Annotated in this window: 25 protein-coding genes; 13 read left to right on the plus strand and 12 right to left on the minus strand. The window is 73.9% G+C overall.

Annotated elements, in window-relative coordinates:
- Nucleotides 1-44: 44 nt before the first annotated feature.
- Nucleotides 45-1,235, minus strand: a complete 1,191-nt coding sequence (gene glgA / locus ACFFKU_RS12470) for a glycogen synthase (RefSeq protein ID WP_380138367.1) — start codon at nucleotides 1,233-1,235, stop codon at nucleotides 45-47.
- Nucleotides 1,236-1,516: 281 nt separating this feature from the next.
- Between glgA and glgC the strand changes: the two genes are divergently transcribed.
- From glgC to serB, 4 genes are read left to right on the plus strand one after another with little or no spacing between them, the layout of a single operon-like run.
- Nucleotides 1,517-2,758 (plus strand): glucose-1-phosphate adenylyltransferase, encoded by a 1,242-nt coding sequence (gene glgC / locus ACFFKU_RS12475; RefSeq protein WP_380138369.1) that lies wholly within the window; start codon nucleotides 1,517-1,519, stop codon nucleotides 2,756-2,758.
- A complete protein-coding gene (locus tag ACFFKU_RS12480) occupies nucleotides 2,755-3,558 on the plus strand; it encodes an LLM class F420-dependent oxidoreductase (protein ID WP_380138371.1) in 804 nt (267 codons plus the stop codon). Before glgC ends, ACFFKU_RS12480 begins: the two co-directional genes overlap by 4 nt.
- A 5-nt stretch (nucleotides 3,559-3,563) precedes the next feature.
- Complete coding sequence (locus ACFFKU_RS12485) at nucleotides 3,564-4,625, plus strand: dipeptidase (protein WP_380138373.1); 1,062 nt, start codon at nucleotides 3,564-3,566, stop codon at nucleotides 4,623-4,625.
- A 4-nt stretch (nucleotides 4,626-4,629) separates the two neighbouring features.
- Nucleotides 4,630-5,892, plus strand: coding sequence for a phosphoserine phosphatase SerB (serB, locus tag ACFFKU_RS12490; protein ID WP_380138374.1), 1,263 nt, complete (start codon nucleotides 4,630-4,632; stop codon nucleotides 5,890-5,892).
- Nucleotides 5,893-5,950: 58 nt separating this feature from the next.
- On the opposite strand, the gene ACFFKU_RS12495 is transcribed toward serB, so the two are convergent.
- Entirely contained in the window at nucleotides 5,951-6,715 is a 765-nt protein-coding gene (locus tag ACFFKU_RS12495) for a DeoR/GlpR family DNA-binding transcription regulator (RefSeq protein ID WP_380138376.1), read from the minus strand.
- 85 nt (nucleotides 6,716-6,800) lie between these two features.
- Between ACFFKU_RS12495 and ACFFKU_RS12500 the strand changes: the two genes are divergently transcribed.
- Both ACFFKU_RS12500 and ACFFKU_RS12505 read left to right on the plus strand, forming a co-directional pair.
- Nucleotides 6,801-7,511 carry an NUDIX domain-containing protein gene (locus tag ACFFKU_RS12500; protein WP_380138377.1) on the plus strand — a complete coding sequence of 237 codons (711 nt, stop codon included), beginning with the start codon at nucleotides 6,801-6,803 and terminating at the stop codon, nucleotides 7,509-7,511.
- 59 nt (nucleotides 7,512-7,570) lie between these two features.
- Nucleotides 7,571-8,317, plus strand: a complete 747-nt coding sequence (locus ACFFKU_RS12505) for an SAM-dependent methyltransferase (RefSeq protein ID WP_380138379.1) — start codon at nucleotides 7,571-7,573, stop codon at nucleotides 8,315-8,317.
- 31 nt (nucleotides 8,318-8,348) lie between these two features.
- Here the strand turns inward: ACFFKU_RS12505 and ACFFKU_RS12510 are convergent, their stop codons facing one another.
- The 3 genes from ACFFKU_RS12510 to fabG all read right to left on the minus strand — a co-directional run bounded on the left by ACFFKU_RS12510 (nucleotide 8,349) and on the right by fabG (nucleotide 10,070).
- Complete coding sequence (locus ACFFKU_RS12510; RefSeq protein ID WP_380138381.1) at nucleotides 8,349-8,480, minus strand: hypothetical protein; 132 nt, start codon at nucleotides 8,478-8,480, stop codon at nucleotides 8,349-8,351.
- Nucleotides 8,481-9,248 (minus strand): enoyl-ACP reductase FabI, encoded by a 768-nt coding sequence (fabI, locus tag ACFFKU_RS12515; protein WP_380138382.1) that lies wholly within the window; start codon nucleotides 9,246-9,248, stop codon nucleotides 8,481-8,483.
- 63 nt (nucleotides 9,249-9,311) lie between these two features.
- Nucleotides 9,312-10,070 carry a 3-oxoacyl-ACP reductase FabG gene (fabG, locus tag ACFFKU_RS12520; RefSeq protein WP_380138384.1) on the minus strand — a complete coding sequence of 253 codons (759 nt, stop codon included), beginning with the start codon at nucleotides 10,068-10,070 and terminating at the stop codon, nucleotides 9,312-9,314.
- A 169-nt stretch (nucleotides 10,071-10,239) separates the two neighbouring features.
- On the opposite strand from fabG, the gene ACFFKU_RS12525 reads away from it, so the two are divergent.
- The 4 genes from ACFFKU_RS12525 (at nucleotide 10,240) to ACFFKU_RS12540 (ending at nucleotide 12,746) form a co-directional block, all read left to right on the plus strand.
- Nucleotides 10,240-10,626 (plus strand): DUF3099 domain-containing protein, encoded by a 387-nt coding sequence (locus ACFFKU_RS12525; RefSeq protein ID WP_380138386.1) that lies wholly within the window; start codon nucleotides 10,240-10,242, stop codon nucleotides 10,624-10,626.
- Nucleotides 10,627-10,659: 33 nt separating this feature from the next.
- Nucleotides 10,660-10,908 (plus strand): hypothetical protein, encoded by a 249-nt coding sequence (locus ACFFKU_RS12530; RefSeq protein WP_380138387.1) that lies wholly within the window; start codon nucleotides 10,660-10,662, stop codon nucleotides 10,906-10,908.
- Nucleotides 10,905-11,903, plus strand: a complete 999-nt coding sequence (locus ACFFKU_RS12535) for an SURF1 family cytochrome oxidase biogenesis protein (protein WP_380138389.1) — start codon at nucleotides 10,905-10,907, stop codon at nucleotides 11,901-11,903. Before ACFFKU_RS12530 ends, ACFFKU_RS12535 begins: the two co-directional genes overlap by 4 nt.
- Nucleotides 11,904-11,984: 81 nt before the next feature.
- Nucleotides 11,985-12,746, plus strand: coding sequence for an SDR family NAD(P)-dependent oxidoreductase (locus ACFFKU_RS12540; RefSeq protein WP_380138390.1), 762 nt, complete (start codon nucleotides 11,985-11,987; stop codon nucleotides 12,744-12,746).
- A 282-nt stretch (nucleotides 12,747-13,028) separates the two neighbouring features.
- Here ACFFKU_RS12540 and ACFFKU_RS12545 read toward each other — a convergent pair whose 3' ends face one another.
- Both ACFFKU_RS12545 and abc-f read right to left on the minus strand, forming a co-directional pair.
- A complete protein-coding gene (locus tag ACFFKU_RS12545) occupies nucleotides 13,029-13,250 on the minus strand; it encodes a helix-turn-helix domain-containing protein (RefSeq protein ID WP_380138392.1) in 222 nt (73 codons plus the stop codon).
- Between the two features lie 110 nt (nucleotides 13,251-13,360).
- Nucleotides 13,361-14,959 (minus strand): ribosomal protection-like ABC-F family protein, encoded by a 1,599-nt coding sequence (abc-f, locus tag ACFFKU_RS12550; RefSeq protein ID WP_380138393.1) that lies wholly within the window; start codon nucleotides 14,957-14,959, stop codon nucleotides 13,361-13,363.
- Nucleotides 14,960-15,161: 202 nt separating this feature from the next.
- Between abc-f and ACFFKU_RS12555 the strand changes: the two genes are divergently transcribed.
- Nucleotides 15,162-16,613, plus strand: a complete 1,452-nt coding sequence (locus ACFFKU_RS12555) for a methyl-accepting chemotaxis protein (protein ID WP_380138395.1) — start codon at nucleotides 15,162-15,164, stop codon at nucleotides 16,611-16,613.
- Between the two features lie 99 nt (nucleotides 16,614-16,712).
- On the opposite strand, the gene ACFFKU_RS12560 is transcribed toward ACFFKU_RS12555, so the two are convergent.
- The 5 genes from ACFFKU_RS12560 to ACFFKU_RS12580 all read right to left on the minus strand — a co-directional run bounded on the left by ACFFKU_RS12560 (nucleotide 16,713) and on the right by ACFFKU_RS12580 (nucleotide 21,340).
- The gene (locus ACFFKU_RS12560) at nucleotides 16,713-17,060 is read right to left on the minus strand and encodes a metal-sulfur cluster assembly factor (RefSeq protein ID WP_380138397.1); all 348 of its coding nucleotides are present in this window, start codon (nucleotides 17,058-17,060) and stop codon (nucleotides 16,713-16,715) included.
- 13 nt (nucleotides 17,061-17,073) lie between these two features.
- On the minus strand, nucleotides 17,074-17,835 hold the full coding sequence (gene sufC, locus ACFFKU_RS12565) for a Fe-S cluster assembly ATPase SufC (RefSeq protein ID WP_380138399.1): 762 nt from the start codon (nucleotides 17,833-17,835) through the stop codon (nucleotides 17,074-17,076).
- Entirely contained in the window at nucleotides 17,836-19,068 is a 1,233-nt protein-coding gene (gene sufD, locus ACFFKU_RS12570) for a Fe-S cluster assembly protein SufD (protein ID WP_380138400.1), read from the minus strand. It abuts the gene before it with no gap.
- Complete coding sequence (gene sufB / locus ACFFKU_RS12575; protein WP_380138703.1) at nucleotides 19,068-20,447, minus strand: Fe-S cluster assembly protein SufB; 1,380 nt, start codon at nucleotides 20,445-20,447, stop codon at nucleotides 19,068-19,070. The genes sufD and sufB overlap by 1 nt, the downstream gene beginning before the upstream one ends.
- Before the next feature lie 71 nt (nucleotides 20,448-20,518).
- A complete protein-coding gene (locus ACFFKU_RS12580; protein ID WP_380138402.1) occupies nucleotides 20,519-21,340 on the minus strand; it encodes a helix-turn-helix transcriptional regulator in 822 nt (273 codons plus the stop codon).
- A 125-nt stretch (nucleotides 21,341-21,465) separates the two neighbouring features.
- On the opposite strand from ACFFKU_RS12580, the gene ACFFKU_RS12585 reads away from it, so the two are divergent.
- Together ACFFKU_RS12585 and ACFFKU_RS12590 are read left to right on the plus strand one after the other, a co-directional pair.
- Nucleotides 21,466-22,458 carry an ABC transporter ATP-binding protein gene (locus ACFFKU_RS12585; RefSeq protein ID WP_380138404.1) on the plus strand — a complete coding sequence of 331 codons (993 nt, stop codon included), beginning with the start codon at nucleotides 21,466-21,468 and terminating at the stop codon, nucleotides 22,456-22,458.
- A gap of 112 nt (nucleotides 22,459-22,570) precedes the next feature.
- On the plus strand, nucleotides 22,571-23,308 hold the full coding sequence (locus ACFFKU_RS12590) for an ABC transporter permease (protein WP_380138705.1): 738 nt from the start codon (nucleotides 22,571-22,573) through the stop codon (nucleotides 23,306-23,308).
- Nucleotides 23,309-23,336: the final 28 nt, after the last annotated feature.

Genomic DNA, 23,336 nt, shown 5'->3' on the forward strand with positions numbered 1-23,336 from the left:
CGAGATCCCGACTCCCGAGACCGGTCCGGGTGGCCCCGCGGGGCTCACAGCACCGAGCGGTAGACCTCCAGCGTCCGCTCGGCGATGGCGTCCCAGGAGAAGTGCTCGACCGCGCGGGTGCGCCCGGCCGCCCCGAAGGCGCGCGCCCGGTCGGGGTCGGAGGTCGCCTCGGTGAGCGCGGCGGCCAGGTCGGCCACGAACCGGTCGGGGTCGACCGGGGCGCCCGTGCCGTCGGTGACCTGCTCGATGGGGACCAGCCACCCGGTCTCGCCGTCGGCGACGACCTCGGGGATGCCGCCGGTCGCGGTCCCGACCACGGCCGCACCGCAGGCCATGGCCTCGAGGTTGACGATGCCGAGGGGCTCGTAGACCGAGGGGCAGACGAACACCGTCGCCTGGGACAGATGCTGCAGAAGCTCCTCGCGGGAGAGGTGCCGCTGCAGCCACACGACGCCGTCGCGCTGCTGCTGCAGCTCGGCGGTCAGCCCGGCCACCTCGGCGGCGATCTCCGGGGTGTCGGGGGCCCCGGCGCAGAGCACGACCTGGACCTCGGGCGGCAGCTGGGCGCAGGCCCGCAGCAGGTGCGGCAACCCCTTCTGCCGGGTGATCCGCCCGACGAAGACCACGCTGGGGCGGTCCGGGTCGACCCCGTTGGCCCGCACCAGGTCCCGGCCCTCGACGGGGGTCCAGCGCGCGGCGTCGATGCCGTTGTGCACGACGTGGACGCGCGCCGGGTCCAGCGCCGGGTAGCTGCGCAGGATGTCGGCGCGCATCCCCGCGCTGACGGCGATGACCGCCGCGGCCGCCTCGTAGGCGGTCTTCTCGGCCCAGGAGCTGACGGCGTACCCGCCACCGAGCTGCTCGGCCTTCCACGGCCGCAACGGTTCCAGGCTGTGGGCGCTGACGATGTGCGGGACGCCGTGCAGCAGCGAGGCCAGGTGCCCGGCGAGGTTGGCGTACCAGGTGTGGGAGTGGACCAGGTCGGTCCCGGCGGTGTCGGCCGCGATCGCCAGGTCGACCCCCAGGGTCCGCAGGGCGGCGTTGGCCCCGGCCAGCGTCTCCGGCTCGGGGTAGGCGGTCGCGCCGGCCTCCTCGCGCGGGGCGCCGAAGCAGCGGACCTGGACCTCGGGGCCCCCCGCGAGGGAGCGCAGCGCGGCGACGAGCTCGGCGACGTGCACACCGGCCCCGCCGTAGATCTCCGGCGGGTACTCCTTGGTCAGCAGGTCGACGCGCATCGTTGCTCCCTGGTCGTTCTCGGGTGGGGCGGGGTCGGGCGGGCGCCAACCTACTCCGCACCCCGGACACGAGATCCCCGGCTCGTCCGCGCGGGGGGAGCGCCCCGGGACCGACGGGCGCCGCCCGGCGCGGAGCACGGGGGGACGCAACGGCGGACCGGGCGCACCCGGACGTGATCCGGGCCCCATCCGGGCACGAGCGGAACCGCAGGTGGGGACCGTCTCCCCCATTCCGGGGAGCCTGTGGTGCAGCACACGTCGGGGGTCCTAGTGTTCGGCTCGTGGCAGCCGCACCGAACGTCCTCGCAATCGTCCTCGCCGGTGGGGAGGGCAAGCGGCTGATGCCGCTGACCGCCGACCGCGCCAAACCCGCGGTGCCCTTCGGTGGGACCTACCGCCTGATCGACTTCGCGCTCTCCAACCTGGTGAACGCCGGGTACCGCAAGATCGTGGTGCTCACCCAGTACAAGTCCCACAGCCTCGACCGGCACATCTCGCAGTCGTGGCGGATGTCGAACCTGTTCGGCTCCTACATCGCGAGCGTCCCGGCCCAGCAGCGCGTCGGGAAACGCTGGTACCTGGGTTCGGCCGACGCGATCTACCAGTCGATGAACCTCATCAGCGACGAGCGGCCCGACATCGTCGTCGTGGTCGGCGCCGACCACGTGTACCGCATGGACTTCCACCAGATGGTCGAGGCGCACATCGCCTCCGGTGCGGAGTGCACGGTCGCGGCGATCCGTCAGCCGATCTCGTTGGCCGACCAGTTCGGGGTCATCCAGACCGAACCCGGCTCGACGAAGATCGCGGAGTTCCTGGAGAAACCCCAGCACCCCAAGGGTCTCGACGACGCGCCCGACCAGGTGCTCGCCTCGATGGGCAACTACGTCTTCAACACCGACGCCCTGGTCGACGCGGTGACCCGCGACGCCGAGGACGAGGACTCCAAGCACGACATGGGCGGCGACATCGTCCCCGACTTCGTCTCGCGCGGGGCCGCGGCCGTCTACGACTTCAAGGACAACGAGGTCCCCGGGGCCACCGACCGCGACCGCGCCTACTGGCGCGACGTGGGGACGCTGGACTCCTACTACGAGGCGCAGCAGGACCTCATCTCGGTCATGCCGGTCTTCAACCTCTACAACTACGACTGGCCGATCATCGCCGCCCAGGACTTCTACCCGCCGGCCAAGTTCGTGCACGGCTGGCAGGGCACCTACGGCCACGCCGTGAACTCCATCATCTCCGGCGGCGTCGTGGTCTCCGGTGCGCTGGTGGAGAAGTCGGTCGTCTCGCCGAACTGCCGCCTCGACTCCTGGTCGCACGTGAGCGAGTCGGTGCTGCTGGACGGGGTGACGGTCGGACGGCACGCGGTCGTGCAGCGGGCCATCATCGACAAGTACGTCGACATCCCCGAGGACGCCCGGGTCGGGGTGGACCCGGAGGAGGACCGCGCCCGCGGGTTCACCGTGACCGAGTCGGGCATCACCGTGGTCGGCAAGGGTCAGGTGCTGCGGCCGTGAGCGGGACCCACCGTGTGCGCATCGGCGTGCAGCTGCAGCCGCAGCACACCGACTACCCGGGCCTGCGTCGGGCCGCGGCCGCGGTGGAGGAGCTGGGCGCCGACGTCGCGTTCAACTGGGACCACTTCTACCCGTTGTCCGGCGACCCCGAGGGCGTCAACTTCGAGTGCTGGACGGTGCTCGCCGCCTGGGCGGAGGCCACCAGCCGCATCGAGATCGGCGCCCTGGTGACCTGCAACTCCTACCGCAACCCCGACCTGCTGGCCGACATGGCCCGCACGGTCGACCACATCTCCGCGCACGACACGGGGACCGGACGGTTGATCCTGGGGATCGGGTCCGGCTGGTTCGAGAAGGACTACGACGCCTACGGCTACGAGTTCGGGACCGCCGGCGGGCGCCTGGACCGCCTCGCCGAGGCGCTGCCCCGCATCGAGAAGCGGTTCGCCGCCCTGAACCCCACCCCCACCCGTCACATCCCCGTCCTCATCGGCGGGGGCGGGGAGCAGAAGACGTTGCGCATGGTGGCCCGGCACGCCGACATCTGGCACGGGTTCGGCGACGCCGGGACCATCGCCCACAAGCACTCCGTGCTCGACCAGCGCTGCGCCGAGATCGGACGCGACCCGGGCGAGATCGAGCGGTCCGCGGGCGTCTCGTTGACCGACGACCCGGCCGTGGTGGGCGAGGCCCTGCACGAGGTGGGCACCCGGCTGGTCACGGTGTCGGTGTCCGGGCCCGACTACGACCTGTCCCCGCTGCGGGCGTGGTTGGACTGGCGCGACGAGAAGAACGCCTGAGGGAGTTGTCCGACCCGGTTCCCGTCGCGGTGGTCGACGGGCACAACGACCTGCCCTGGACGCTGCGCACCCGCCGCGCCTCCTCGGTGGAGGGTCTGGACTCCGGCCTCCCGCCCGAGGAGGCGCAGACCGACCTCCCCCGGTTGCGGGCGGGAGGTGTGGCCGCGCAGTTCTGGTCGGTCTGGGTGGACTCGGTCGTCTCCGGCCCCGAGGTCGTCACCGCCACGCTGGAGCAGATCGACGTCGTGCACCGGATGGCCGCGCGCCACCCGGAGACGCTGCGCCTGACCCGGACGGCGGCCGAGACCCGCGCGGCGATCGCCGCCGGGCGGATCGCGTCGTTGCTCGGGGTCGAGGGCGGGCACCAGATCGAGAACTCCCTGGCGGTCCTGCGCGCCTACGCCCGGCTCGGGGTCCGCTACCTGACCCTCACCTGGACCGCGAGCCACGACTGGGCGGACTCGGCCACGGGTGAGCCCACCCACGGCGGGCTGAGTCCGTTCGGCCGCGAAGTCGTGGCCGAACTGAACCGGATCGGGGTCCTCGTCGACCTCGCCCACGTCTCGGTGGCGACCGCCCACGACGCCCTCGACGTGAGCCGGGCGCCGGTGATCGTCAGCCACTCCTGCGCGGGAGCCCTGAACCCGCACCCGCGCAACCTGCCCGACGACGTGGTCCGCCGCGTCGCCGAGGGCGGCGGGGTCTACCAGGTCACCTTCGTCCCCGACTTCCTCTCCCGCGAGCACCACGTCTGGTCCCGGACGGGTCGCAGCGGGCCCGCCCCCCGCGTGGACGCGTCCACGGTCGCCGACCACGTCGAGCACCTCTGCTCGGTCGCCGGGGTGAGCGGGGTCGGGATCGGCGGCGACTACGACGGCAGCCCCGACATGCCCCGGGACCTGCCCGACGTCGCCGCCTACCCCGTGCTGTTCGCCGAGCTCCGGCGCCGCGGCTGGTCCGAGGCCGACCTCCGTCTCCTCGGCGGTGAGAACGTGCTGCGCGTCCTGGAGTCGGCCGACCCGGCCTGGACGGCGTTCGTGCGCGCCGGGTCGGGCGGTAGCGTCTGACGACGTGCCTGCCGCCGCCCGTCCGAGCGTCCTCGTCACCCTGACCGCCGAGGACCGCCCGGGCCTGTCCTCGGCCTTGTTCGGCGAGCTGGCCCCGACCGGGGCGCCGGTGCTGGACGTCGAGCAGGTCGTGGTCGGGGGCCGGCTCACCCTCGCCGTGCTGCTCGACCTCGACCCCGACGCCGGGACCGACCCCCGGACCGACCCCCGGACCGACCCCGACGCGCTGGTCCTGGCGGTCGAGGCGGCCGCCGCCCGGGTGGCCGCGGCCACCGGCGCGCAGGTCACCTGCCGCCGCTCCGGGGAGGAGCCGCCCCGTCGGCCTCGTCGCCTGCACGTCACCCTGCTGGGTGCGCCCCTGCGACCGGCGGCCCTGGCCCGGATCACCACCGTCCTCGCCGACCGGGGGGCCAACGTCGACCGCATCCGGCGCATGTCGGCGCAGCCGGTGACCAGCGTGGAGCTCGACGTCTCGACCGACGGCAGCCCCGAGCAGCTGCTGGACCTGCGCCGCGCCCTGGCCGTGGTCGCGGCCACCCACGGCGTCGACGCGGCCGTCTCCCCCGGCGGCCTGGCCCGGATGGGGCGGCGACTGGTGGTCATGGACGTGGACTCCACCCTCATCCGCCAGGAGGTCATCGAGCTGCTCGCGGCCCACGCCGGGCGCGAGCAGGAGGTCCGGGAGGTCACCGAGCGGGCCATGCGCGGCGAGCTCGACTTCGCCGCCTCGTTACGCGAGCGGGTGGCCTGCCTGGAGGGGCTCGACGTCGCCGTCATCGAGGAGGTGCGCGAGGCGGTCCGGCTGACGCCGGGGGCGCGCACCCTGGTCCGGACCCTGCACCAGCTCGGTTTCACCCTGGCCCTGGTCTCGGGGGGCTTCCTCGAGGTGGTCGGGCCGCTGGCCGCGAGCCTGGGCATCGCGCACGCCCGTGCCAACCGGCTGCAGGTCGTCCACGGCCGGCTGACCGGCCGCGTGCTCGGGCCGGTCGTGGACCGGGCGGCCAAGGCCGGCGCCCTGCGCGAGTTCGCGGCCGCGGAGGGGCTCCCCCTGCACCGCACGGTGGCCATCGGCGACGGGGCCAACGACCTCGACATGATCGGGGCGGCGGGTCTCGGGATCGCGTTCAACGCCAAACCCGTGGTGCGCGAGCAGGCCGACGCGGCGCTCAACCTGCCCTACCTGGACGCGGTGCTGCCCCTGCTCGGCATCACCCGCGAGGACGTCGAGGACGCCGACCTGGCCGAGGACCTGCTCACCGGCGCCTGAGCCTGCCCGTTCGGGACGGGGTGGGACGGGGTGGGACGGGGTGGGACGGTGTGCGCGCTCAGGCCCGGTCGGCCGGGCCGAGGACGGTGACGCCGCGCGCCCGGAGGCGGTCCGTCGTCCCCGACGGTGCGCCGTCGGTCACCACCCCCGTGACCCGCTCCCAGGGCAGCACGGTCCACGGCGAGACGGCCCCGAGCTTCTCCCGGCTGGCGAGGACCCAGGTCTCGGCGGCCCGGGCGGCCAGGGCCCGCTTCATCGCCGCCTCCTCGGGGTCGCCGGTGGTGGTCGCGTGCTCCGGGTGCACGCCGGTGACGCCGAGCAGGAAGACGTCGGCGGCGATCGTGGCCGCCGCCTCGACCGCCGCCGCCCCGCAGGTCACCGCCGAGTGCCGGAACAGCCGGCCGCCGAGGAGCAGCACCTCGACCCGCGGGTGCTCGAGCAGGTCGACGGCCAGCACCGGGCTGTGGGTGACGACCGTGCACGCGAGGTCGGGGTCCAGCGCCCGGACCACCGCGCGCGTCGTGGTCCCGCCGTCGAGCAGGGCCACGCACCCGGGACGCAGCAGACCCGCCGCGACCCGGGCCACCGCCCGCTTGCTGTCCGGTTCGACGCCGTCGCGGGCCCGGTGGTCGGCCAGTGCGGCCGAGGCCAGCACCGCTCCCCCGTAAACCCTCTGGCAGGCCCCGGTGGCGGCCAGGTCGCGCAGGTCCCGCCGGATGCTGTCCTCGGAGAGCCCCAGCTCTGCCGCGAGGTCGCGGGCCACGACCCGCCCGTCGCGCCGCAACCGGGCGAGCAGCAGGTCGCGGCGTTCGGCGGCGAGCATCGCCCCTCCTCGTCGGACCCGGGGGTCCCATCTTGTTTCTGCACGGTCTTGACGATTGTTGCACGTTCTGCCCTACCGTGGGGACGTGACCACCACCCCGCCCCCGCCCACCCCCGGCCCGACCACCCCGCCCGCGTCGCCCCGCCCCGGGGTCGACGTCCCGGACCACCGCGGCCGGACCGGGCTGGACCGCGCCGGACGCGACCTCACCCGCAACCCCGACGTCCGGGTGCGCGAGGTCGAGCTCACGTCTGAGGGGTGGCACGTGCTGCGCCGCACCACCTTCGACCTGCGGGGCCGCGACGGTCGCTGGACCCGGCAGACCCGCGAGACCTACGACCGCGGCAACGGCGCCACGATCCTGCTGCACGACGTGGCCCGGCGGACCGTGCTGCTGAGCCGGCAGTTCCGCTTCCCCGCCTACGTCAACGGCCATCCGGACGGGATGCTCGTCGAGGCCGCGGCGGGGCTGCTGGACGAGGACGATCCGGAGACCGCGGTCCGGCGGGAGACCGCGGAGGAGCTGGGGGTGTGCGTCGGCGCGGTGACCCCCGTGTTCGACGCCTTCATGAGCCCGGGGTCGGTCACCGAGCGGCTGCACTTCTACGCCGCGCCCTACACCGCCGCCGACCGGACCGGACCGGGCGGCGGCGTGGCCGCCGAGGGGGAGGACATCGAGGTCTGCGAGATCGACGTGGACGAGGCCCTGCGGATGGTGCGTGACGGCGAGATCGTCGACGGGAAGACGATCATGCTCCTGCAGTGGGCCCGGCTCGAGGGCCCCTTCCGGTCCTGACCGACGCCGGGGCCGGAAAACCCGTCGATACGGGGGCCGGCCCGGGCCAGGGTGGGGGGATGGACGTCACCGACGACCGGGCCGCGGTGTTCTGGCGGGCGCACGAGGACCTGCCCCGGGAGGCGCCGGGGTCGGAGGCCACCACCGCGCTGCTGCTGCGGCTGGTCGGGCCCCTGCCCGACGAGCCGCGCGTGGTCGACGTGGGCTGCGGGACGGGGCCCTCGGCCGTCCCCCTGGCCCGGCTCACCGGCGGGCGGGTGGTGGCGGTGGACCTGCACCCGCCCTTCCTGGAACGCTTGCGGGAGCGGGCCCGCGCGGCCGGTGTCGGCGACCGGGTGGAGCCGCTGCGCGCCTCCATGGACGCCCTCCCCCTCGCCCCGGCCTCGGTGGACCTCGTGTGGGCGGAGGGGTCGGCCTACGTCATGGGGTTCGACGCGGCGCTCGCCGCCTGGGGACCGCTGCTGCGTCCCGGCGGGACCCTGGTGCTGACCGAGGCCGAGTGGTTGGTCCCGGACCCCTCGCCGGAGGCCCGGGCGTTCTGGGACGCGGGCTACCCGGCCATGCGGACGACGGCCCAGAACGTGGCCGCCGCGCAGGGGGCGGGGTTCACCGTGGCGGCCGGCTACGTCCTGCCCGAGACGGACTGGGCGGCCTACTACGAGCCCCTGGCCCGGCGGCTGACCCAGCTGCGGGCGGAGGGGGTCGACGCCGGCGTCCTGGCCGAGGTGGGCGCCGAGATCGAGGTGCGGGCCCGCCACGGGGCCGATTACGGCTACACGGCCTACGTGCTGCGCCCGCGCGGGTGACGCCGCACCCCCGGGTCGGCGCGGACCGGGCTCACCCGCGGGCGGCGGCCCAGTACGAGACGCCGATCAGCACCGCGACCAGCGCGATCATCAGCCCGGCCAGCAGCAGCAGCTGCCGCCCACCCGAGGGGGTGGGCGGCCCGCCGCCGTCGTGCGGGGGCACTCAGGCACCCATGGCGTGGAACCCGCCGTCCACGTGGATCATCTCGCCGGTGGTGGCCGGGAACCAGTCCGACATCAGGGCCAGCGCGGCCCGGGCCGGCGGCTCGGTGTCGGCCACGTCCCAGCCGAGCGGGGAGCGGTCGCCCCAGGTGCTCTCCAGGGTCTCGAAACCAGGGATCGAGGTCGCGGCCGTGGTGCGCAGCGGGCCGGCCGAGACGACGTTGACCCGGATCCCCTGGGGGCCGAGGTCGCGCGCGAGGTAGCGCGCGGTCGACTCGAACGCGGCCTTCGCCACGCCCATCCAGTCGTAGACCGGCCAGGCCACGGTGGCGTCGAAGGTGAGCCCGACGACCGAACCGCCCTTGCCCATCAGCGGCAGCGCGGCGACCGACAGCGACTTCAGCGAGAACGCCGAGACCTGGACCGCGGTGGCCACGGACTCCCACTCGGTGTTGAGGAAGTTGCCGCCCAGGGCGTCCTTCGGGGCGAAGCCGATGGAGTGCAGGACGCCGTCGAGGCCGTCGACGTGCTCGCGGACCCGCTCGGGCAGGGCGGCGAGGTGCTCGGCGCTGGTCACGTCGAGCTCGATCACCGGGGCGGGCTTGGGCAGCCGCCGGGAGATGGTCTGGGTGATCTTCATCTGCCGGCCGAAGGACGACAGCACGACCTCCGCGCCCTCCTCCTGGGCGATGCGCGCGACGCCGAAGGCGATCGAGCGGTCGGTCAGCACACCGGTGACGAGCAGTCGCTTGCCGTCGAGCAGGCCCATGGGGTCAGTTCCTTCGTCTCGCTGCGGGTGGTTCGGGGGTCGCGCGGGGTGGAGCGGGAGGGGTCAGTGCCCCATGCCGAGGCCGCCGTCGACGGGCAGCACGGCCCCGTTGACGTAGCCGTTGTCGGCGAGGAAGAGGACGGCGCGGGCGACGTCCTCGACGGCACCGAAGGAGCCCGCCGGGATGCGCGAGCGGTAGTCGGCCTGGGTCGCCTCGGGCAGCACCCGGGTCATCTCGGTCTCGATGAAGCCGGGGGCCACGACGTTGGCGGTGATGCCCCGCCCGCCGAGCTCCCGCGCGACGGACCGGGCCAGCCCGACCAGGCCGGCCTTGGACGCGGCGTAGTTGGACTGCCCGGGCGAGCCGTAGAGCCCGACGACGCTGGAGACGAACACGATCCGCCCGTGCTTGGCCCGCATCATGTTCTTGGTGGCCCGGCGGGCGCAGCGCCAGGCCCCGGCCAGGTTGGTGTCGATCACCGCGTCGAAGTCGTCCTCGGACATCCGCATCAGCAGCTGGTCCTTGGTGATGCCGGCGTTGGCCACCAGCACCTCGACGGGCCCCTGCTCGGCCTCGACGGCGCTGAAGGCCGCGTCGAGCGAGGCGGAGTCGGTCACGTCGGCGGCGACGGCGAAGAGGCCCTCGGGGGCCTCGCCGGAGCGCGACGTCACCGCGACCCGGTCACCCCGGGCGGCGAACGCGCGGGCCACGGCCAGCCCGATCCCCCGGTTGCCCCCCGTGACCAGCACGCTGCGCGGTGTCCTGGCGGGCGACGACGGGTCCGTCACGGCGGGATCGGTCTGGGATTCAGCGGCGGGCACGGGGACGAAAGCTAACGCATCGACGCCCGCTCGCGGAGCCCGGCACCCGCTCCGGGCCCCGTCCGGCCCCGCGCCCCGCCCCGGGGAACCGGTCGGACGTGCCGCAGACCACACCGGAGGTGGGTCGCCCACCCGTCCGGACCGGCATTCCGGGCGTACCGTTGAACGCGTGAGTTCGCCCTCCACGCACCACCACCCCTCCCGCGGTGGCGAGGAGATCTACCGCATCACCAGCGCTCCCACCGCGCACGCGGAGGACCTCAGCGGCCGCTTCCGTCGCTACACCATCTCGATGCTCATCCGCACGGGATGCTTCGTCACCTTCGTGTTCCTCGACCACTGGACGCGCTGGATCTTCGCGGTCGGCGCGGTCTTCCTGCCCTACGTGGCGGTCGTGCTGGCCAACGCGGGGCGGGAGCGCTCGGGCCCTGCCCCGGAGAGCTTCGACCTCGGCCAGGCCGCACCGCCGCCGCCGGACGCCGCGATCCCCCGGGAGGCCCGCGAGATGCCGGCGATCGAGGCCAGGATCACCGGGATCCACCACCCCGGGGACTGACCGGTGACCCCCGGACGGTGCGAGACTCCTGCCGTGGACACCTCCGCGGCCCCGCTCGCCGAACCGGAACGGCACGAACCGCCCTCGGACCTGGTCTGCAGCGCCAAGGGGTGCCCGGCCCCGGCCGACTTCGGCCTGCGGTGGAACAACCCCGCCCTGCACACCCCCGAGCGGCGCAAGACGTGGCTGGCCTGCGCGGCGCACCGCGAGCACCTCAGCCGGTTCCTCTCCGCGCGTGGCTTCCTGCGGGAGGTCGTCGACGCCGCCGACCTGCCCCGGTGAGGGCGGGCCCCGACCGCGGCCCGCGGGCCGTCCTCGCCCTGCTGCGCGAGGACCGGTGGCGCAAGGGGTTGGCCCTCGCCGTCCTGGTCGCGGTGGTCTGCGTGCTGCTCGGGCAGTGGCAGTGGCACCGTCGGGCCGAACGGCTGGCCCGCAACGCCCCCCTGGTGCAGAACTACGACCGCTCTCCCACCGACCTCGCCGCCGTGCTGGACGAGGACGGCTCCCCGCTCGCCCCGGGCGAGGCCTGGACCCCGGTCCGGGTGCGCGGCACCTACGACCAGGCCGGCACCCTGCTGGTCCGCAACCGTCCCCGCGACGACACCGCCGGGTACGACGTGCTGGTCCCGCTGGTCCTCGACGGCGGGGCCCGGCTGATGGTGGACCGCGGGTGGATCCCCGCCGGGTCCGGCAGCGAGCGCCCCGACAGCGTCCCGGCCCCGCCGGGCGGTGCCGTCGAGGTCGTGGCCCGACTCCGCCCGTGGGAGGAGCCCCGGCGCGGTGCCGCCCCCACCGGGCAGGTCCCGGCCGTCGCGGAGCAGGCGGTCCGCTCGGCGCTGCAGACCGTCTCGCCCGGCCCGGCGCCCCTGCTGGGGGGGTACGCGGTCCTCGCCGCGGAGTCCCCCGGGCCCGCCGGGGACGCTCCGCGACCGGAGGTCCGTCCCGACGTGGACGAGGGACCGCACCTCGCCTACACGGTCCAGTGGTACGGCTTCGCGCTCACGGCGCTGGTGGTCTGGGTGGTGGCCGGTCGACGCGAGCTCGAGCAGCGCGCGCTGGGCGCCGTCCCCGCGGGGGACGGTCCGGACCCCGGACCCGCCGCGGACCTCACCGACGACGACGCCGCGGCGGACCGCACGGCCCCGGACGGGGCCGGACCGGACGGGCGGCGACGGCGGGAGGCACGGGCGCCACGCCCGCGCCGGCGCGACCTGGTCCGTCCGGGCAGCGACGAGGAGGCCGAGGACGCCGAGGCGGAAGCGGCCCGGCGGTCCTGATCTGGGCCGGACGGGCGAACCGGACGGACCCGCCCTGTGATGCTGTGTGTATCACCAGCAACTCTGCGCAACACTGGCCCTATGGACCTGGGCCTCGGCGACCGCGTGTACCTCGTCTCCAACGTCACGTCGCTGCTGGGATCGACCTGCGCGCGCACGTTGGCCGACGAGGGGGCGCTCCTGGTGCTCACCGATGCCGACGAGGACCAGCTCGCCGAACTGGCCCCCAGCATCGGGGAACGCGATCGCATGCTGCTGGTGCCGGGCGATCTCACCGACGCCGGTACCGAGACCCGCCTGGTCGCCGCGGCCAACGCCCGCTTCGGACGGCTCGACGGCGCGATCATCTCCTGCGGGGGTGGTGACGCCCCCGAGGCGTCGACGCTGGCCGAGGCCCCGGACACGCTGTGGCGGGAGAACTTCGAACGGGGCCTGCTGGCCCCGGTCCGGCTGGCCCGCACGGTGGGCCGGATCGCCACGGGCGAGGGTGCCTCGATCGTGCTTACCCTGGCCTCGACCGTGCACTCCCCGGTCGGCGGGGCCGGGGTGGCCAACGGCCTCCGGCCGGGGCTGAGCATGGCCGGCAAGACGCTGGCCGACGAGCTGGGGCCACGCGGGGTCCGCGTCAACAGCGTGCTCTGCGGTGCGGTGGACGACGGCGGGGTCGACGCCGACTTCTTCGCCGACGAGGGCGCGGACAGCACCCTCGACGCCGTCCCGCTCCGGCGCCGGGGGCAGCCGGAGGAGTTCGCCCGGGCCGCGGTGTTCCTCATCTCCCCGGCCGCGTCGTTCATCACCGGGACGGCCCTGACCGTCGACGGGGGGCAGGATCGAGTGCTCTAGGACGGGACGGGCATTGGGACGACACCGTCCCGACCTGGGGCGAGCACTCTGCTCGACGCCGCGATCTCTGCGACCGCGCGGTACTGGTGCGGGTGATGCTGCGTGTGCCTCGCGAAGTCATGTGGCACGTCATGCGACGTGGTGCTCGGGCTGCGGCTTCGCAACCCGGCGCCTGGGACGCCCCCGTCGGCTCCCCGGCCCCTGGGCCTGAGCGGACGGGCACGGGCCTGGGGCTCCAGCCGCGTTGCCCGCCGACCTCGGTCGGTCGAGATCAGCCCGAGGTCAGCCCTCGGTCTTGGCCCTTCCGCGGGTCGCGCCGCCGCGGCTGCGCAGCGAAACGTCGCTCTCGCTCAGGATGCGGTGGACGAACCCGTAGGACCGCCCACTCTCCTCGGCCAGCGCACGGATGCTCTTGCCCTCGGAATATCCCTGGGACAGCGTCGACGCCAACTCGTCACGCTCGGCGCCCGTCAGGCGCGCGCCCCTCTTGGTTGCCTCGGTCATTCCGACCTCCTCGTGTGGGTGTGGGCACCATGGTCACCACACCTTCGCCAACGCACCACTCGAACGTGGTGCGTTCAGCAAACTATCGGACATCTCTCATCCGATCGCGATCAGGCCAGCGACACGAGCTCGGCGTACTCCGCGTTCCAGAGGTCCTCGACCCCGTCGGGGAGCAGGACGACCCGCTCCGGGTTGAGCGCCTCGACGGCCCCCTCGTCGTGCGTGACCAGGACGACCGCCCCCTCGAAGTGGGCCAGCGCGTCCAGGATCTCGGCGCGGCTGGCCGGGTCGAGGTTGTTCGTGGGCTCGTCCAGCAGCAGGACGTTGGCGCTGGAGACGACGAGCGTGGCCAGGGCCAGCCGCGTCTTCTCCCCGCCGGAGAGGACCCCCGCCGGCTTGTCCACGTCCTCGCCGGAGAAGAGGAAGGAGCCCAGCGTGGTCCGCACCCGGGTGTCGTCGAGGTCGGGGGCCGCCGAGCGCATGTTCTCCAGGACCGTGCGGTCGTGGTCCAGCGTCTCGTGCTCCTGGGCGTAGTAGCCGATCTTCAGCCCGTGGCCGGGGACGAGCCGGCCGGAGTCGGGCCGCTCGACCCCGCCGAGCATCCGCAGCAGGGTGGTCTTGCCGGCCCCGTTGAGCCCGAGCACCACCACGCGCGACCCGCGGTCGATGGCCAGGTCCACGCTCGTGAAGATCTCTAACGACCCGTAGGACTTGGACAGCCCCTCGGCCATGAGCGGGGTCTTCCCGCAGGGGGCCGGGGTCGGGAACCTCAGCTTGGCGACCTTGTCCTGGACCCGCACCTCCTCCAGCCCGCCCATGAGCCGCTCGGCCCGCTTGGCCATGTTCTGCGCGGCCACCGCCTTGGTGGCCTTGGCCCGCATCTTGTCGGCCTGGGCGAGCAGCGCCCCGGCCTTCTTCTCGGCGTTGGCCCGTTCGCGCTGCCGCCGCTTCTCGTCGGTGTCGCGCTGCTTCAGGTAGTTCTTCCAGCCCACGTTGTAGAGGTCGATCCGGGCCCGGTTGGCGTCGAGGTGGAACACCCGGTTGACCACGACCTCGAGCAGCTCCACGTCGTGGCTGATGACCACGAGACCACCGCCGTAGTTGCGCAGGTGCTCGCGCAGCCAGGTGATCGAGTCGGCGTCGAGGTGGTTGGTCGGCTCGTCCAGCAGCAGGGTCTCGCTCTGCGAGAACAGGATGCGGGCCAGCTCGACCCGGCGGCGCTGCCCGCCCGAGAGCGTCTTGAGCGGCTGGTCGAGAATGCGGTCGGGCAGGTTGAGGTTGTGGCAGATGCGGGCGGCCTCGCTCTCGGCGGTGTAGCCACCCATGGCCACGAACCGCGCGTCCAGCTTGGCGTAGCGGTCCATGGCCCGGTCGCGGACCTTCGGGTCCTCGCTGGCCATCTCGGTCTCGGCCCGACGCAGCCGGGTGACCACGTCGTCCAACCCGCGCGCGGACAGGATCCGGTCGCGGGCGAGCATCTCGGGGTCGCCGGCGCGGGGGTCCTGCGGCAGGTACCCGATCTCCCCGGAACGGCTGACCTGCCCGGCGGCGGGCTGGCCCTCACCGGCGAGGACCTTGGTCAGGGTCGTCTTGCCGGCGCCGTTGCGCCCGACCAGCCCGATCCGGTCCCCCGCCGCGACCCGGAAGGTCACGTCGGCCATGAGCAGCCGGGCACCGGCCCGCAGCTCGACGTCGCTCGCGACGATCACGCGCGGGTCCCCCGCTTCCCGGGTCGCACGACGGACGGCAGGAGGGCGGGGCGGCAGGACACGAGGAACCATCCTACGGTCCGCGCGGGGGACCCCGGGGCCCCGAGCGGGGCCGACCACCGGCTCAAGAGATCGCGCGGCCTGCCGAAGAAGTACGCGGGGCCTCGAAGCGGTCGGGGCGGTACGGAAGCGTGGGAAACGGATGTCCCGACTCAACGACCTGCGGGTCGTGTCGAAGCTGGCGGTGGCCTTCGGCCTGGTGCTCGCCCTGATGGCGGGGCTGAGCGTCTTCTCGGCGGTGCAGCTCAACGCCGGGGCGCAGCGGCTGCAGAGCCTCTACAGCAAGGAGCTGCTGGCCGTGAAGTCGGTCGGGCAGGTCAACTTCTACTTCACCCGCATCACCAAGAGCCTCAGCGACCTCCCCCTCGCCGCCGGTGACGCCGACGCGACCGCCAAGGTGCAGGCGGCCATGGCCGCCGACGACGCCTCCCTCGACAGCGCCTTCGCCGAATGGCGCAAGCACGACCCGGCCATCGGCGCCGCGGCCGTCGCCGAGATGGCCGACGACGTGACCCAGTACCGCGCGGCCCGCGACGAGCTGGTCCCGCTGGCCGGCGACGTCCGCGCGTTCTCCGCCAAGCGGGCCGAGAAGGCCGGTCCGCTGCGCGAGGAGCTGCAGGCCGACCTGCTCAAGGCCTCCGACGCCGACAGCGCCGCCGCCGACGCGGCCGCCGACGCCGGCAGCGCCGCCGCGCAGCGCGCCATCGAGCTGTCCGCGGGTGTCGCCCTCGTCGCCCTCCTCCTCGGGGTCGGGGCCTGCGTCCTGCTGGCCCGCAGCATCACCGGTCCGTTGGGTCGCATCCGTGAGGTCGTCACCGGCCTCGCCGACGGGCGCCTCGACCAGCGCGTCGCCCTCACCGGCCGCGACGACCTGGCCGAGATGGGTCAGGCCCTGGACCGCAGCACCGAACGCCTCGGCCAGGTCCTCGCCCAGATCGTCGGGCACTCCGGCACGCTGGCCGATACCTCCATGGCCCTCACCGCCAACATGGGCACCGTCGCCGCCGCCGGCGAGGAGATGACCGCCGCCATCCGTGAGATCTCCACCTCGACCGCCGACGCCTCCGCCGTCGCCGCCCAGGCCGTCACCGTCACCCAGGCCACCGACGACACCCTGCGCCGCCTCGACACCTCCAGCCGCGAGATCGGTGACGTGGTCCGCCTCATCACCTCCATCGCCGAGCAGACCAACCTGCTGGCCCTCAACGCCACCATCGAGGCCGCCCGCGCCGGCGACGCCGGCAAGGGTTTCGCCGTCGTCGCCGGTGAGGTGAAGGAACTGGCCCAGCAGACCGCGCGGGCGACCGAGGACATCACCTCCCGCGTCTCCGCGACCCAGTCCGACACCGCCGCCGCCACCGAGGCGATCAGCGAGATCTCCGAGGTCATCGCCCGCATCGACGCCTTGCAGACCACCATCGCCGCCGCCGTCGAGGAGCAGTCGGTCACCACCGCCGAGATGGTCCGCAACGTCCACGAGGTCGCCTCTACCGGCCACGACCTCGGTCACGGCTCCGTCGAGTCCACCACCGTCGGGAAGGTCTCCAGCGTCGCCACGGAGCTGCGCGACCTGGTCTCCACCTTCCGGTACTGACCCCCACGGAACACCCCACCCACCACGCCACGAACGACGAAGGCCCGCCCCCCGGTGAGGGGGCGGGCCTTCGATCGTCCGCCGGAGCGGGGCCGGGGCTCAGACGTTGAACCCCAGCGCCCGCAGCTGGTCACGGCCGTCGTCGGTGATCTTCTCGGGACCCCACGGCGGCATCCAGACCCAGTTGATCCGGTGGTCGGCGACCACGTCGAGCAGCGCCTGGGCCGTCTGGTCCTCGATGACGTCGGTCAGCGGGCAGGCCGCGCTGGTCAGCGTCATGTCGATGACGGCGACGTTGTCCGGGGTCACGGTCAGGCCGTAGATGAGGCCCAGGTCGACGACGTTGATCCCCAGTTCGGGGTCCATGACGTCCTTGAGGGCCTCCTCGACCTCGGCCACCTCGGCCGGGGTGGGGCCGCCGGGGGCGGGCGTCGCGGTCTCGGTCATCCCCGCGCCCCGCTCAGGCCTTGGCCAGGAAGCGGTCGTACCCGGTCTCCTCGAGGGAGTCGGCCAGTTCCGGACCGCCCTGCTCGGCGACGCGACCGTCGACGAAGACGTGCACGAAGTCGGGCTTGATGTAGCGCAGGATCCGCGTGTAGTGCGTGATCAGCAGGACGCCGGGGTTCTGACCGCCGGCGAGGGCCCGGTTGACGCCCTCGGACACGATCTTCAGCGCGTCGACGTCGAGGCCGGAGTCGGTCTCGTCGAGGACGGCGAACTTCGGCTTGAGCAGCTCCATCTGCAGGATCTCGTGACGCTTCTTCTCACCGCCGGAGAAGTGCTCGTTCACGTTGCGCTCGGCGAAGCTCGGGTCCATGCGCAGCCCGTCCATGGCCTGCTTGACGTCCTTGACCCACGTGCGCAGCTTGGGCGCCTCGCCGTCGATGGCCGTCTTCGCGGTGCGCAGGAAGTTCGAGACCGTCACGCCGGGGACCTCGACCGGGTACTGCATGGCCAGGAACAGGCCGGCCCGGGCCCGCTCGTCCACCGACATCTCCAGCACGTCGGCCCCGTCGAGGGTCACCGACCCGCCGGTCACGGTGTACTTGGGGTGCCCGGCGATCGAGTAGGCCAACGTCGACTTGCCCGACCCGTTGGGGCCCATGATCGCGTGCACCTCGCCGGAGGCGATGGTGAGGTCGACCCCGCGCAGGATCTCCTTGGTGCCGCCGTCGGCCTCGTCGACCGTGACGTGGAGGTCGCGGATCTCCAGGGTGGACATTCAGTTCTCCTCGAACGTGGAAGCGATGGGGGTGGCGGCCGGGGCGGAACCCGCGGCCAGCTCGGCCTCGATGGTGGCCATGAGCCGCTCGGAGATCTCCGGGACGCCGATCTTGTCGACGATGTCGGCGAAGAACCCGCGCACGACCAGGCGGCGCGCCTCGTCCTCGGGGATCCCGCGGGCCTGCAGGTAGAACAGCTGCTCGTCGTCGAAACGCCCGGTGGCCGAGGCGTGCCCGGCGCCGACGATCTCGCCGGTCTCGATCTCGAGGTTCGGCACGGAGTCGGCCCGCGCCCCGTCGGTCAGGACGAGGTTGCGGTTCAGCTCGTAGGTCTCGGTGCCCTCGGCCGCGGCGCGGATGAGGACGTCACCGATCCAGACGGCGTGGGCCGAGTCGCCCTGCAGCGCGCCCTTGTACTCGACGTAGCTGGTGCAGTTCGGGGCCTCGTGGTCGATGAACTGCCGGTGCTCCAGGTGCTGCGCGGCGTCGGCGAAGTAGACGCCGAGGACGGTGGCCGACCCGCCGGGACCGGCGTAGGTCACGTTCACCGAGAGGCGCACGGCCTTGCCGCCGAGGGAGACGGCGATGTGCTTGACGGTCGCGTCGCGCCCGACCCGCACGTCGTGCTGGGCCACCTGGACCGCGTCGGGCTCCCACTCCTGCAGCGAGACGACGGTGATCTCGGCCCCGTCACCGGTGCGGACCTCGACGTTGCCGCGGTGGCGCCCCGAGCCCTGGTGGGCGAGGACGACGAGACCCCTGGCGTGGTGGCCGGCCTCGATCACGACGTGGCCGGAGGTCAGCTCGTCGGCGCTGCCGCGCAGCGTCACCACGACGGGGGCGTCGAGCTCCAGCTCGGCCGGGACGGACACCAGGTGGGCCTCGGTGGTCGAGGCCCAGCCCGCGGCCGCGGCCCGGTCACCGGGCACGAACGCCGTGCCGGCGTCGATCTCGGCCGGGGTCCCGGTGCGGTGCTCGACCCCGTCGGGGGCGGACACGCTGACGGTCGGCGAACCGGCCGCGGCGTCCTCGAACAGCGGCGCGAGGTCGCGCAGCGGCGAGAACTTCCACTCCTCCTCGCGCCCGGTCGGGACGGGGAAGTCCGCGACCGAGAACGAGGTCCGGCGTTCGGCGCGGCTGGCCTCCGGCACGACCCCCGCCCCGTGGGAGTGGGCCTTCGCCCCCGGGGTGGGGCTTGCGGGGTTGTCGAACCCCTGTTCCAGCACGGTCATCAGCCGACGGCACCTTCCATCTGCAGCTCGATCAGGCGGTTCAGTTCCAGCGCGTACTCCATGGGCAGCTCGCGCGCGACGGGCTCGATGAACCCGCGCACGATCATGGCCATGGCCTCGTCCTCGGCCATGCCCCGGCTCATGAGGTAGAAGAGCTGGTCGTCGGACACCTTGGAGACGGTCGCCTCGTGCCCCATCACGACGTCGTCCTCGCGGATGTCGTTGTAGGGGTAGGTGTCCGAACGGGAGATCGTGTCGACCAGGAGGGCGTCGCAGCGCACCGTCGAGGCCGAGTGGTGGGCGCCCTCGAGGACCTGGATGAGGCCCCGGTAGGAGGTCCGGCCCCCGCCGCGGGCGATCGACTTGGAGACGATCGAGCTCGCGGTGTGCGGGGCGGCGTGGACCATCTTGGCGCCCGCGTCCTGGTGCTGGCCCTCACCGGCCATCGCGATGGACAGGGTCTCGCCCTTGGCGTGCTCGCCCATCAGGTAGACGGCCGGGTACTTCATGGTGACCTTGGAGCCGATGTTGCCGTCGATCCACTCCATGGTGGCGCCCTCGGCGGCCGTGGCCCGCTTGGTCACCAGGTTGTAGACGTTGTTCGACCAGTTCTGGATGGTCGTGTACCGCACGCGGGCGTTCTTCTTCACGACGATCTCGACGACCGCGGAGTGCAGCGAGTCCGACTGGTAGATGGGCGCGGTGCACCCCTCCACGTAGTGGACGTAGGAGTCCTCGTCCGCGATGATCAGCGTCCGCTCGAACTGGCCCATGTTCTCGGTGTTGATCCGGAAGTAGGCCTGCAGCGGGATGTCGACGTGGACGCCCTTGGGCACGTAGATGAACGAGCCGCCGGACCACACAGCGGTGTTCAGCGAGGCGAACTTGTTGTCCCCGACGGGGATGACGGTCCCGAAGTACTCCTTGAAGAGCTCCTCGTGCTCGCGCAGGCCGGTGTCGGTGTCGACGAAGATGACACCCTTCTCCTCCAGGTCCTCGCGGATCTGGTGGTAGACGACCTCGGACTCGTACTGCGCCGCGACGCCCGCGATCAGACGCTGCTTTTCCGCCTCGGGGATGCCGAGCCGGTCGTAGGTGTTCTTGATGTCCTCGGGCAGGTCGTCCCAGCTGGTGGCCTGCTTCTCCGTGGACCGCACGAAGTACTTGATGTTCTGGAAGTCGATGCCGGTCAGGTCCGAACCCCAGTTCGGCATCGGCTTGCGGTCGAACAGGCGCAGCGCCTTGAGCCGCAGGGCGAGCATCCACTCGGGCTCGTTCTTCTTGGCGGAGATGTCGCGCACGACGTCCTCGGACAGCCCGCGGCGCGCGGTCTCCCCGGCGGAGTCGGAGTCGGCCCAGCCGTACTGGTAGCGGCCCATGCCCTCCAGCTCGGGCGGGCCGGCGAACTCGGGCGCCTCGCCCGGCACCGTCAGGGTCTCGGGTGCACTCGTCATGGCGTGATCCTTCCGTCGTCGTGCTCGTCCCCGGTCCCGGTGGGGAGCAGGGGAAGTCGGGTCCGGTCGCGCGGTGCGGCCGGGTCGTCCTCGGGGTCGTCGGGTTGGTGGGGCACGAAGGTCGTGCAGACGTGGTCCCCGTGGGCCAACGTCGCCAGGCGCTGCACCCGGGTGCCCAGCACCCGCTCGAAGACGCGGCCCTCGGCCTCGCACAGCTCGGGGAACTCCTCGGCCACCTTGTGGACCGGGCAGTGCCCCTGGCACAACTGGGTGCCCGCCAGCGGTGTTCCCGCCCCGGCCGGGCGGGCCGACGCCGCGTAGCCGAGGTCGGCCAGCGCCGCCGCGACGGCGGCCACCCGCTGCTCGGGCCCGCCACCGGCCCGCTCGACCTCGGCCACCGCGGCCCGCAGGTGCTCCTCGAACGCCTGCAGACGTTCCTCGGCGAAGTCGAGGACGGCGGCCGAACCGTGCCGACGGGCCAGGTAGGCGAGGGCGTCCACCGCCAGGGCGTCGTAGCCGGCGGGCAGGCCGTCGTGCCCGCCCGCGGCCACCACGTACTCCCGCGCCGGGCGGCCCCGCCCCCGCGAGCGACCCGGGGCGGGGTCGCGCGGCTCCACGACGCCGTCGGCGGTCATGGCGTCCAGGTGGCGACGGACGGCCGGACCGGTGAGACCGAGGACCTCGGCCAGCGCGGCCGCGGTCACCGGGCCGAGCTCGGCGACGGCGGTGCGCACCCGGTGGCGGGTCCGCTCCTCGTGCTCACCCCCGGCCTGGGGCTTGGCCTGACCGGCAGGTGAGGTTCCCCTCACTAATTCCACAACATCAATGTTAGCTAATTCGCGGACGCCTGGCCCGGTCGGGGGTCCGTGACGACCGCCACAGGGGAGGGTCACCGCGGCCGGGCCGGGCGGGCCGGGGGGCCGCCCCGCCCTAGGATTGCCCGGTGCCCGCAGGCCGCCCCGCTCCCCCGACGCCCCCGGCGGCCACCGGTCCCGCCGCCCGGCGGCGCGGTGACGACCCGGGCGGGGCCGCCGTGCTCGTGCAGGACCTCCGTCTGGCCTACCAGGGCACGACCGTGCTGGACGGGCTGACCTTCTCCGCCGCCCGCGGTCGCGTCACGGCCCTGCTCGGCCCCAACGGCGCGGGCAAGACGACCACCGTCGCGATCTGCGAGGGGCTGCGCCGCGCCGACTCCGGGACCGTCCGCGTCCTCGGTCTCGACCCCGCGCGCGACACCACCGCGCTGCGGCCGCGCGTGGGCGTGATGCTGCAGGACGGGGGACTGCCCACGGGGGTGGGGGCGCTGGAGGCGCTGCGGCACGTGGCCGGGCTGCACACCGACCCGCTCGACGTCGGGGCGCTGGCCGACCGGCTGGGGCTGCGCAGCTTCGCCCGCACCCGGGTCCGCCGGCTCTCCGGCGGGCAGCGGCAGCGCCTCGCGCTGGCCTGCGCCCTGGTCGGGCGTCCCGAACTGGTCTTCCTCGACGAACCGAGCGCCGGGCTGGACCCGCAGGCCCGCCTCGCCGTCTGGGACGTGGTGCGCGAGGCCCGGGCCGCCGGGGTCGCCGTCGTGCTCACCACGCACCTGATGGAGGAGGCCGAGCGGCTCGCCGACGACGTCGTCGTCGTCGACCACGGCCGCACGGTGGCCACCGGCACGCCCGCGGAGCTGACGGGCGGCCCGGCGGTCCTGACCTTCACCGCCCGTCCGGGGCTGCCCCGGGCCACGCTGGAGCTGGCCCTGCCGACGGGCGCCGAGGTCGGCGAGCCCGAACCGGGCCGCTACGTCGTGGCCGGCGTCCCCGCCGACCCCCAGGTCGCGGCCACGGTCAGCGCCTGGTGCGCGGGCCACGACGAGCTGCCCCAGGGCCTGGGCGTGCAGCGCCGTACCCTCGAGGACGTGTTCCTGGACCTGACCGGCCGCCACCTGCGGTGAGCCGCTCGTGACGACCCCCGCGACGCCCGCGACCCCTGCGGACCCCGCCTCCCCCACCGCCCCGGGCTCCCCCACCGGTCCCGCCGGGCGTGCGGAGGTCCCGCGGCTCGACCTGCGCCCCGCCGGGACCGCCGCCCCCGGGCTCTCCCGGGCCTGGCGCCAGGCGCGGCTGGAGGCGCTCGTCGCGCTGCGCAACGGCGAGCAGCTGCTGCTCACCCTGGTCATCCCCGTGCTGCTGCTCGTCGCGGCGAACCGCGTGACCTCCGTCTCGCTGGGCGAGGGCGACCGGCCCGCGCTGGCGCTGGCCGGGGTGCTGGCCCTGGCCGTCGTCTCGACCGCGTTCACGGGGCAGGCGATCGCGACGGGGTTCGACCGCCGCAACGGGGTCCTGCGGCTGCTGGCGACGACGCCACTGGGTCGACCGGGCCTGCTCGCCGGCAAGATCGGCGCGGTGCTGCTGCTGCTCGTCGTGCAGGTGGTCGTGCTCGGCGGGGTGGCCCTGGGTCTCGGCTGGCGTCCCGACGGCGCCGGCGTGGCCCTCGCCGTCCCGCCCGTGCTGCTCGGCGCGGCGGCCTTCACCGCGCTCGGTCTGCTGCTGGCCGGGACGCTGCGGGCCGAGGCCACCCTCGCCGGGGCGAACCTCGTCTGGGTCCTGCTGCTGGCCGGCGGGGGGCTCGTGCTCCCCTCGCCGGTCCCCTGGCTGGCCGCGGTGCTGCCCTCGGGAGCCCTCGGGGAGGCGCTGCGGGGGGCGCTGGCCCACGGGGAGTTCCGCCCGCTGCCGCTGCTCGTCCTGCTGCTGTGGACCCTCGCCGCCGGCGCCGCCTGCGCCCGCTGGTTCCGCTGGGAGTGAGGGGCGGCGCGGACGGGGCAGCCGGACC

It is taken from the genome of Kineococcus gynurae (assembly GCF_042433995.1).
GTDB lineage: Bacteria > Actinomycetota > Actinomycetes > Actinomycetales > Kineococcaceae > Kineococcus > Kineococcus gynurae.